Source organism: Mycobacterium sp. TH-M116 (assembly GCF_057473685.1).
In genome coordinates this window covers 1-9,680 of sequence record NZ_JBYCLC010000322.1, presented here as the reverse complement: position 1 = coordinate 9,680, position 9,680 = coordinate 1, and the positions used below count along the sequence as shown (strand labels likewise).

The following is a 9,680-nucleotide window of genomic DNA, read 5'->3' as shown; positions in this document are numbered from 1 at the left end:
CCGTCGCGTGGGCACGCGGCGTCCGGGCGAACGGGTCCCAGCCGAAGAAGCGGCAGGCGTTGGCCCAGGTGATCTTGTCGATGTCGCAGTCGTCGGCGCCCGCGGCGGTCAGCTCGGCCAGCACTTGTTCGGGCGCGTCCGGCCAGAAGCAGTCGGAATGAGGGTAGTCGCACTCCCAGGCGATGATGTCGATGCCGATCTCGTGACGCAGCTTCAGCGAGGTCTTGTCGGTGACGTAGCACGCCAGGGAATGCTCTCGGAACACCTGGCTGGGCAGCTTGTCGCCGAAATCGCGGCGCAGCCACTTCTGGTTGGTGTAGTGGCGGTCGCTGCGATCCAGGGAGAACGGGATTCAGCCGATGCCGCCCTCGGAGAAGGCGAACTTCAGGTCGGGATACTTGCGCATCGCCGGGCCCCACAGCAGATCCTGGGTGCACATCGCCGAGACCGGGGTGGCCAGGATGATCAGGTTGTCGATCGGCGCGTCGGGCGCCATGCTGATCGCCCCGAAGCCGACGTGGTCGTCGATGCTCACCAGGATCAGGTCTTCGGCGTACATCAGCTGCCGCCTTTCTGCGACTACTCGTAGTGCACCGTGACCGACGCCGTGTCGGGCACGCCCTGGCAGGTCAGGATGTATCCCTCGGCCACCTCGTCGGCCTCGAGAGCGTCGTTGACGCGCATGGTCGCGTGGCCCTCGACGAGCCTGGCCATGCAGGTTCCGCAGTTGCCGGCCTCGCAACTGAACGGCGGCGCCAGACCGGCTCGTCGCGCGCTTTCCAACAGCGTCTCGCCGGGGACCCGTGGCACCGTCACCTTCGTGCGGTCGAGGTGGATTGTCACCGTGCCGGGCTCGGCACCGTTGGATGCTGGAGTCGTCACTGTGTCCTCGATGATCAGTCCTCGATGATCGCGGTGGCCGCCGTCATGACCGCCCTCCCGTACTTGCGTTCTTCATTATAGAGAATAATATTCTCGTCAGCCGATAGGATCTTCTCTTCGACGGTCGGACTGCTGGAAGGAACGGGACGTGACCGAGCCGGCAGCGCTCGTGTTCGACGAGCGGCGCGTCAGCGCGCCGCAACTCGACGCGCTGGCCGCCGGGCTGGCCGCGGCACTCGTCAAACGGGGCGTTGCGACAGGCCAGAGGGTTGCGGTGATGGCATCCAATCGCCCGGAATTCGTCGCCGCGCTGCTGGCGATCTGGCGGCTGGGGGCGACCCCCGTGCTCGTCAGCCCCGCCTGGAAACGCGACGAGGTCGACCATGCGCTCGCGCTGACCGGCCCGGAACACGCCGTCGGTGACCATCCCGTGCTGGCCGGCCTGCTGCCGATGCTGCATCTGGACGAACCGATCCCCCCTACCGAGCCGATTGCCCGGGCGCTGCCGCCCCCCGCCGATGCGGTCCTGGTCTTCAGCTCGGGCACCACCGGCCTGCCCAAGGCAGTGCGGCACACCCACGCGGCGCTGGACGAGGCCGTCGGACACTGGCGGCGAGCGCTGCGGTTGACGGGTCGCGACCGCATCCAGGTGGTCACGCCGCCGTCCCACATCCTCGGCCTGCTCAACATCCTCACCGCGCTGCGAACCGGTGCCCAGATCCGCCTGCATTCCCGCTTCGACATCGACGCCATGCTGCATCACATCGAAAAAGACCGCATCACAGTCGAAATGGCGGTCGCACCGATCGCGCTTGCCATCGCGTCGCACCCCCGACTCGAGTCCTACGACCTGTCGTCGCTGCGCTTCATCATGTGGGGTGCGACGCCGGTGACCGTCAGCGTCGCCGAGACCGTGACCCGGCGGACCGGCGTGGGCTGGGTACCGGCGTACGGCACCACCGAACTGCCCGTCATCGCCTGCAATCCGGTCCGCGGGGCCCGCCTCGACACCGTCGGGCGGCCGGTGCCGGGCGTGCAGGTGCGGGTGGTCTCGCTGGACACCGGTGAGCCGGTCCGCCCAGGGTCGGTCGGCCCAGGGGCAGTCGGCGAAATCCAGGCGCGCTCGCCGTCATTGATGGCCGGATACCTGCCCGCCGAAGCGACCTCCGAAGCGTTCTGCGACGGCTGGTACCGGACCGGGGATGTCGGCTGGGTGGACACCGGCGGATCGTTGCGGATCACCGACCGTCTCAAGGAGATGATCAAAGTCCGCGGTTTCCAGGTCGCCCCCGCCGAAGTCGAGACGGTGCTGCACGGTCATCCGGCCGTCACAGACTGCGCGGTGTTCGGTGTCCCGGACGGGATCAACGGCGAAGCCATCGTCGCCGCAGTCGCGGCGCGCGCCGCCGTAGATACGGCGGCGGTCGCCGCCGAACTCATCGACCGGGTCGAGCAGCGGCTCGCGTCCTACAAACGCGTAAGCCGCGTGGTGTTCGTTCCCGATATCCCGCGCCTGCCCTCGGGCAAGGTGTTGCGCCGAGTTCTCAAGGAGCGCCATGGATGTGCGTCTGACAGCTGAACAGCAGCAACTACGCGACGCCGCCGCCAAGCTGGCCGACGACCTCGGGCCGGGGTCGGTCCAGGGCCTCGACGACAACGGGCGGATCAGGCGCCTGGACCGGCAGGTCGCGGGAAGCGGCTGGCGCGCGCTGCGCTCCGACGGTGCGTCCGGCGTGGAGGTGGCGATCGTGGCCGAGGAATTCGGGCGCCGCCTGGTCGACGCGCCGTTCCTCGGGCCGGTGCTGGCCGACGATCTGGCCCGCCACATCGGCGCCGACGTTGGGGGGGCAACCGTAGGTGTCGACGGCCGGGCGATCGACGCGCGCGCATGCCGACGCGCACTCGTGCTCTCGGGCGGCACCGTGCTGGCGACAGAGGTCGGCGACTGTCGTCGCGGTGCGGATCTGACTCGGGCCGAAGCGAGTTCGACGGGGGAGCCGACTCCTCTCGGTGAGGTGTCCGACGACGATGCCGCACGATGGCTGGCGCTCGCGCTGGCCACCACGTCGGCCGACCTGGTCGGAATCGCCCGCGGCGCGCACGCCGTCGCCTGCGACTACGCGAAAATCCGCGAACAGTACGGCAAAGCGATCGGGTCCTACCAGGCCGTCGCGCACCTGCTGGCCGAAAGCCTCGCGCTGATCGAAGGCTCGATCAGCATCGCGCGCCATGCCGCGTGGGGGGTCGACGAGCTTCCGCCGGCCGAAGCCATCCGGGCCGCCCAGATCGCGAAAGTTTACTGCGCCCGGGCCGCCCGCACCGTCTGCGAGACCGCGATCCAGGTGCACGGCGGCATCGGCAACACCTGGGACTGCCTGGTGCACGTCTACCTGCGCCGGGCGTTGACCTCCACCGAACTGTGGCCCGTCGCGCTGAAGGAGATCGACTGTGGACTTTCGTGACTCACCCGACGAGGCGGCGTTCCGCGAACGGCTGCGAACCTGGCTGTCGTTGCACGCCCAAGACTTTCCCAGCTCCGGCGACGAATACTGGGCCCGCCAGGCCCAGTGGCACCAGGCCCTCCACCGCGAGGGCTTCTTCGGGCTGTCGTTTCCCCGCGAATACGGTGGCCGGGACCTGCCGCCGCTCTACGACGTCATCGTGGACGAAGAGCTGGCCCGCGCCGGCGCGCCGCCGCGCCCGAGCGTGGGCTACCTGGTCTACGGCATCGGCAGGCACGCGAGCGACGAGCTGCGCCGGCGCTTCCTGCCCGGCATCATCGACGGGACCGAACGGTGGTGCCAGGGCTTCAGCGAGCCCGGCGCCGGCTCGGATCTGGCCTCGCTGACGACCACCGCGCGCCGCGCGGGCGACAACTACGTGATCCACGGACACAAGATCTGGACCAGCTACTCCGACGTGGCCGACTGGTGTCTGCTGCTGGCCCGCACCGACCCCGGGGCCAAACGCCACCGGGGCCTGTCGGCATTCGTCCTCGAGATGAAACAGCCTGGCGTGCAACAGCGTCCGCTGCGCATGATCAGTGGGGTCACCAACGAGTTCGGGCAGGTGTTCTTCGACGGCGCCACGGTGCCGGCCGACCGGATGGTCGGGGCGCCCGACGACGGCTGGGCGGTCGCCATGACCGTCGTCGGCCACGAGCGCGAACCCTCCACCCTCGGCTACGCCGCCAGGTACGGCAAGCTGGTGCGAAACCTGGTGGCGCGCAGCGGCGCGCAGGTATCCGAGGAGGTCGCGTGGGCGGCGGTTCAGTCGGAGATGCTGACTCATCACGTCCGGCGGCGACTGTCCGAACAGCTGGACGGGGTTTCGCACGGACCCGAAGGGTCGCTCGACAAGCTGTTGATGACCTGGGTCGAGCAGTCGGTCGGACACGCTGCCCTGGCGGTCGCGGGGACCGGCGACCCTGACCTGCTCGGCGCCTACCTCTACAGCCGCGCGCAGAGCGTGATGGGCGGAACCTCGCAGATACAGAAGAACATCATCGCTTCACGAATCCTGGGACTGGGGGTCTGACGTGTACGACATGCCCGACGAGATCGACGTCCGTGCCGAGGGCGCATTGCGGATCATCACACTGAACCGGCCGGACTCGTTGAACTCGGTCAACGACAACCTGCACGTCGGGCTGGCGCGGCTGTGGCAGCGGCTGACCGAAGACCCGACGGCGCGCGCGGCGGTGCTCACCGGCGCGGGCCGGGCGTTCTCGGCAGGCGGCGACTTCAGCTATCTCAAGGAGCTTTCGGAGGACGCCGCGCTGCGCGCCAAGACCATCCGCGACGGGCGCGAGATCGTGCTGGGCATGGCGCGGTGCCGGATCCCGTTGGTGGCGGGGGTCAATGGGCCCGCCGTCGGCCTGGGCTGCAGCCTGGTGGCGTTGAGCGACATCGTCTACATCGCCGAAGACGCCTACCTCGCGGACCCCCACGTGCAGGTGGGACTGGTGGCCGCCGACGGCGGGCCGCTCACCTGGCCGCTGCACATCAGCCTGCTGCTCGCCAAGGAATACGCGTTGACGGGAAAAAGGATCCGCGCCGAGCGGGCCGTGGAGCTCGGGCTGGCCAACCATGTGGTGGCCGATCCTGTCGCGGAGGCGATCGCGTGCGCCGAGAAGATCCTGGAGCTGCCCCAGCAGGCGGTCGAGAGCACCAAGCGGGTGCTCAACATCCATTTGGAGCGCGCGGTGCTGGCCAGCCTGGACTATGCCCTCGCGGCTGAGCACCAGTCGTTCACCACCGACGACTTCCGCTCGATCATCGCCAAGCTGACGGCGGGCAAGAACTGATCGCAACGAGTGCGAGCGTAACGCCATTGCGAAATCAGGCGCGCTTTTTCGCCCTGGCGTTACGCTCGCGGCCTCATTCCGGCGGCGCCGGGAACTCAGCCGTCATGCTGGCGCAGGAAGTCGCGCATCACCCGGTCGAACCGGGCGGGCTCCTCGATGAACGGCATGTGCGAGCTGGATTCGAACAGCTCGAACCGCGAGTCCTCGATGCGCCGGTGCATCTCGTACATGTGGTCGGGTGCGCACTCGTCGTACCTGCCCGCGAGCACCAGGGTCGGCAGGGTGATCTCGGCCAGGCGGTCCAGCACGTCCCAATCGCGGATGGTCCCGACGATGTGGAAGTCGCTGGAGCCGAACATCGTCTCGAAGATCTCGGCGCCCATGCCCGCGAAAGCCGCCATGAGCTCGGCGGGCCAAGGCCGTACGCGGCACAGGAAGGTCTCGTTCCAGGTGCGGATGGCCGCCCGGTATTCGGGCGCAGAGGTCGTGCCCGCGGCCTCGTGGCGTGCGATGGCGGATTGGGTCTGCGGATCCAACTCCGACTTCAACCGGGCTACCATCGCGGAAAACTGCGGTATGGAGGAGATGCTGTTCGAGATGGTGAGGCTGACCGCCCCGGAGTTCACGTCGAGCGTGTACTGCTGCGCCAGCATCCCGCCCCACGAGTTGCCGAAGACATGGAAGCGATTCAGGCCGAGCGCCCGCACCACCGAATCCATCTCGGCCACCGAGCGTTCCATCGTCCACAAGTCGGTGTTCGACGGCCGTCCGGAATTCCCGCATCCGAGTTGGTCCCAGAAGATGATCTCCCGCTCGTCGGCCAGCCGCTCCAGCGACCTCAGGTAGTCGTGCGGCAGGCCGGGGCCGCCGTGGACCACGAGCACGGGACGGCCCGGACCGCCGCCGGCCCGTCTGAACCAGACGTTGCCCCCCGTTACCGCGATCATGCCTTCGCGCTCAGCCACATCCCCTTCCTATCTCAAGCCCGGGCGGGAGGCGAGGCGGCCGCACTCAAGCCGCTGGATCCGGAGATCGAGGGGTTCTCCATCACCGTCGGCAAGGCCCGCGGCGCCAACCCCCTTGAGCCCATAATGCACACGTGACCATCTCCGACCTGATCGCGAGCGCGCGCAACGGATCTCCGCGCGCCGCCGGGCGGCTGCTCACCCTGGTCGAGGGTGAGCAGCGTGACGAGGTGCTGGCGAGCATCGGACCCTCGTCGGCACGTGCGGTGCCCGTTGTAGGCATCACCGGGCCGCCGGGTGCGGGTAAGTCGACGACGATCGCAGCCCTGGTCGGGGCCTACCGCGAGCGGGGCTGGCGGGTAGCCGTGCTGGCCGTGGACCCGTCCTCGCCGTTCAGCGGCGGGGCCCTGCTCGGGGATCGCATCCGGATGGCTTCGCACATCAACGACTCCGGGGTGTTGATCCGCTCGGTGGCGACCCGCGGCCACCTCGGGGGGCTGGCCGCCGCCATTCCGGCGGCGCTGCGGCTGCTCGTCGCCATCGGTTACGACGTCATCCTGCTGGAGACCGTCGGGGTCGGGCAGTCCGAGATCGAGATCGCCGCCGTCGCCGACCCGGCCGTCGTGATCCTCAATCCCGGGGCGGGTGACGCCGTGCAGGCCGCCAAGGCGGGCGTGCTGGAAGTCGCCGACATCGTGGTGGTCAACAAGGCCGACCGCGAGGGTGCTGACCAGACCGTGCGGGACCTGCGCGCCGAGACCGACGTCCCGATCGTGAGCATGGTCGCCGCCCGCGACGAGGGAACCGCGGACCTGATGGCCGCCATCGACGACCATCGCCGCAGCGACAGCCGCGCCCGCCGGCTGGCTCGCGCGCGGTCGCAGATCTTGTCGCTGGCACAGACGCGGCTGCGGTTCCGGCCCGAACTCGCGCAGCTGGCCGCGTCGGTGGTCGACGGACGCGACGACCCCGACAGCGCCGCCGGCAAGCTGCTGTCATGGGCCACTCGACACGACGATTGAGGGTCATCGCCCGCGGTCGGGGCCGGCCTTAAGCTGATTGCCAGGAAATTTGCAAGACCTTCACATATTCGTTTCAGGGCGTAAATAAATCGGTGCACTATATGGTACCTGGGTGCACTCGTCAGACGGCCGGATGGCGTTGCTCCAACTGCGATGCCGGCGTTCCCGCGATCAGCCCTTGCCAACGTCGAGCGCCCTCTGTGCGCGACCCGGCACCGCGGCCGCCCACGGTCAGATGGGGCCGGCGCGGGTGCGCGGCGACCGTGCCGGTTCGTCCCCTACTTCCATGCAGTCTTCGCACGGCGCGCCGCCACTGGGGCTTGTGGTCTATGCAACCGGCCTGCGGGGCGCTCGGTGACGGCGGACGCGTCAGACGCCGTTGTTTCTGCGGCATTCCTGCCCGAGGTGGCGTCCCAGGGGTTGCTGTCCCTGGATTTCGGCGCGCTGCCGCCCGAGATCAATTCGGGCCGGTTGTATTCGGGCCCGGGCTCGGCTCCCCTGATGGCCGCCGCGGCAGCCTGGGACGGGCTGGCCGCCGAGCTTGGCATCGTGGCCGGCGGCTATCGAGCCGCGATCGCCGATCTGGCCGGCCTGCGGTGGTTGGGTCCCACCTCAGCCGCCATGGTGGCGGCGGTTGCTCCCTACCTGGACTGGCTCGACCGGACCGCTCTGCTGGCCGAACAGTCCGGCATGCAGGCCAAAGCAGCCGCAGCGGCGTATGAGGCCGCGTTCGCGATGACGGTGCCCCCGCCCATGATCGCCGCCAACCGGGCCCAGTTGATGATGCTGGTCGCGACGAACTTCTTCGGCCAGAACACCGGCGCGATCGCGGCGACCGAAGCCCAGTACGCGGAGTTCTGGGCCCAGGATGCGACCGCGATGTACGGCTACGCCAGTTCGCCGGCCACCGCCTCGGCGTTGAGTGCCTTCGTAGCGCCACCGAACACCACCAATCCGGCCGGGGCGGCCAGCCAGGAGGCAGCGGTCACCAACGCCGGTTCGTTGGCCGCGGGTACCGCACAGCATGCGGCGGCCTCTCCGGCGTCCCAGGCGACGTCTGCCACCGGGATCCTGCAGCAATTTGGAACCTCGGTGCTCAGTGGTATCGAGTCGAAGCTCTCGGGCCTGTCGGCAAGCTTGAACGTCTTTCCTACCGAGAACTTGAACCTGACGGTGAACACCTACGGGTTGAGTTATTTCGGCGCGGGTGTTGTTCAGTTGGGCTACCTGTTTTCTCAGCAGCTTGTGCCCCACTTCGGGAAGGCGGCGCTGGTCCCCGCGATCGAACCGGCCCTGGCCTCGACTTCGACTGGGGCACCCGCGGGTGGGAGGGCCGTACTGGTCTCGGCGAATGTGAGTCAGGCCGGCAGGGTCGGGCTGATGTCGGTACCGCCGAGTTGGGCCACGTCTCCGTCCGCGTTGAACCCGGTGACGCCGGGAACGGCGGCGTCTTTCGTGCACGGCGCCCCGGCAGGTTCGACGCAGGGGCTGATCCCCGGCGTACCCAGGGATCGGCGCGGCGCAGTCTTCGGCCGGCGCCGCTATGGGATTCGCCCGACCGTGATGGCGCGCCCCCCCGATGCCGTGTAGCGCGGAACAGACGCGAAGCGATTGGCTGACAACAGTATTCTCACAACAGTATCGCGGAAAAAGAGACATGTTATCCACAAGCACACAACCAGATAGGCCTTGGAAATGATCAATTTTGGTTCTTTCCCGCCCGAGATCCACTCGGCCCGCCTGTATTCGGGTCCGGGAGCGTCGTCGATGCTTGGGGCCGCATCGGCGTGGAGCGGTTTGGCTGGTGAGCTGAATTCGGCGGCAACCGATTACGAAACCGTGGTCACCCGGCTGAACAGCGAAGAATGGATGGGGCCCGCATCGGCGGCGATGGCGGCGTCGATCACCCCCTATACGGTGTGGATGCGCACCGCCGCCGCTCAAGCCGAGGAGACGGCCAGTAAGGCGCGCTCGGCGGCGGCAGCCTTTGAGGCGGCGCTCGCGGCGATCGTGCCTCCACCGCAGATCGCGGGTAATCGCGCCCAATTGAGCTCCCTGATTGCCACCAATGTTCTGGGCCAGAACGCCGCGGCGATTGCCGCCAATGAAGCGCAGTACGGCGAAATGTGGGCCCAAAACGCCGCGACCATGTTCGGATACGCGGGCTCGTCTTCGGCCGCCGCATCGGTGACCCCCTATTCTGCGCCACCGCAGACCACCAACCTCGCGGCCGCGACGCAACAGGCCGGTGCGGTTGCCCATGCCGCCGCGACGTCGGCGGGTGCGGCGCAGAGCACGTTGTCGCAGATGGTTTCGTCATTGCCCGCCGCGCTGCAGAGCCTCACATCGCCGCTGCACTCGGTCGCGACAACTGCGGCGGACACCCTGCAGGAGTTCCTGAACTTTTATGGACCCTTCGGGAACTTCTTCTACGACACGATGGGTCTGCCCTTCTTCGGTGCCGGTATCACCAGCTTCTTCACCGGCACCGCAGCCGCTTTCGGG

At 68.3% G+C, this 9,680-nt stretch carries 9 protein-coding genes and 1 pseudogene; 7 read left to right on the top strand and 3 right to left on the bottom strand.

From position 1 onward, the window contains the following. A pseudogene (locus AC2VOK_RS16700) lies at positions 1–517 on the bottom strand (amidohydrolase family protein); the annotation flags it as partial. Between the two features lie 62 nt (positions 518–579). Then, positions 580–900 carry a 2Fe-2S iron-sulfur cluster-binding protein gene (locus AC2VOK_RS16695; protein ID WP_428901477.1) on the bottom strand — a complete coding sequence of 107 codons (321 nt, stop codon included), beginning with the start codon at positions 898–900 and terminating at the stop codon, positions 580–582. Between the two features lie 130 nt (positions 901–1,030). Here AC2VOK_RS16695 and AC2VOK_RS16690 point away from each other — a divergent pair, with 130 nt between their 5' ends. From AC2VOK_RS16690 to AC2VOK_RS16675, 4 genes are read left to right on the top strand one after another with little or no spacing between them, the layout of a single operon-like run. Beyond that, a complete protein-coding gene (locus tag AC2VOK_RS16690; protein WP_428901473.1) occupies positions 1,031–2,461 on the top strand; it encodes a class I adenylate-forming enzyme family protein in 1,431 nt (476 codons plus the stop codon). Continuing rightward, positions 2,439–3,344 (top strand): acyl-CoA dehydrogenase family protein, encoded by a 906-nt coding sequence (locus AC2VOK_RS16685; protein ID WP_428901472.1) that lies wholly within the window; start codon positions 2,439–2,441, stop codon positions 3,342–3,344. Before AC2VOK_RS16690 ends, AC2VOK_RS16685 begins: the two co-directional genes overlap by 23 nt. Continuing rightward, a complete protein-coding gene (locus AC2VOK_RS16680) occupies positions 3,331–4,419 on the top strand; it encodes an acyl-CoA dehydrogenase family protein (protein ID WP_428901471.1) in 1,089 nt (362 codons plus the stop codon). Before AC2VOK_RS16685 ends, AC2VOK_RS16680 begins: the two co-directional genes overlap by 14 nt. Before the next feature lies 1 nt (position 4,420). Next, positions 4,421–5,188 (top strand): enoyl-CoA hydratase/isomerase family protein, encoded by a 768-nt coding sequence (locus AC2VOK_RS16675; RefSeq protein ID WP_428901470.1) that lies wholly within the window; start codon positions 4,421–4,423, stop codon positions 5,186–5,188. Between the two features lie 95 nt (positions 5,189–5,283). On the opposite strand, the gene AC2VOK_RS16670 is transcribed toward AC2VOK_RS16675, so the two are convergent. Further along, positions 5,284–6,135 (bottom strand): proline iminopeptidase-family hydrolase, encoded by an 852-nt coding sequence (locus AC2VOK_RS16670; protein WP_428901476.1) that lies wholly within the window; start codon positions 6,133–6,135, stop codon positions 5,284–5,286. 152 nt (positions 6,136–6,287) lie between these two features. On the opposite strand from AC2VOK_RS16670, the gene meaB reads away from it, so the two are divergent. The 3 genes from meaB to AC2VOK_RS16655 form a co-directional block, all read left to right on the top strand. Further along, positions 6,288–7,175, top strand: a complete 888-nt coding sequence (gene meaB / locus AC2VOK_RS16665) for a methylmalonyl Co-A mutase-associated GTPase MeaB (protein WP_428901469.1) — start codon at positions 6,288–6,290, stop codon at positions 7,173–7,175. Positions 7,176–7,604: 429 nt separating this feature from the next. Continuing rightward, the gene (locus tag AC2VOK_RS16660) at positions 7,605–8,765 is read left to right on the top strand and encodes a PPE family protein (RefSeq protein ID WP_428901475.1); all 1,161 of its coding nucleotides are present in this window, start codon (positions 7,605–7,607) and stop codon (positions 8,763–8,765) included. Positions 8,766–8,873: 108 nt separating this feature from the next. Beyond that, a partial coding sequence (locus AC2VOK_RS16655; protein ID WP_428901474.1) for a PPE family protein occupies positions 8,874–9,680 on the top strand: 807 nt, incomplete at its 3' end.

What these genes read in the sequence shown, in the direction of transcription:
- AC2VOK_RS16685 (WP_428901472.1), top strand. Translation starts at nt 2,439, where the DNA reads ATGGATGTGCGTCTGACAGCTGAACAGCAGCAACTACGCGACGCCGCC.
- AC2VOK_RS16670 (WP_428901476.1), bottom strand. Translation starts at nt 6,135, where the DNA reads ATGATCGCGGTAACGGGGGGCAACGTCTGGTTCAGACGGGCCGGCGGC.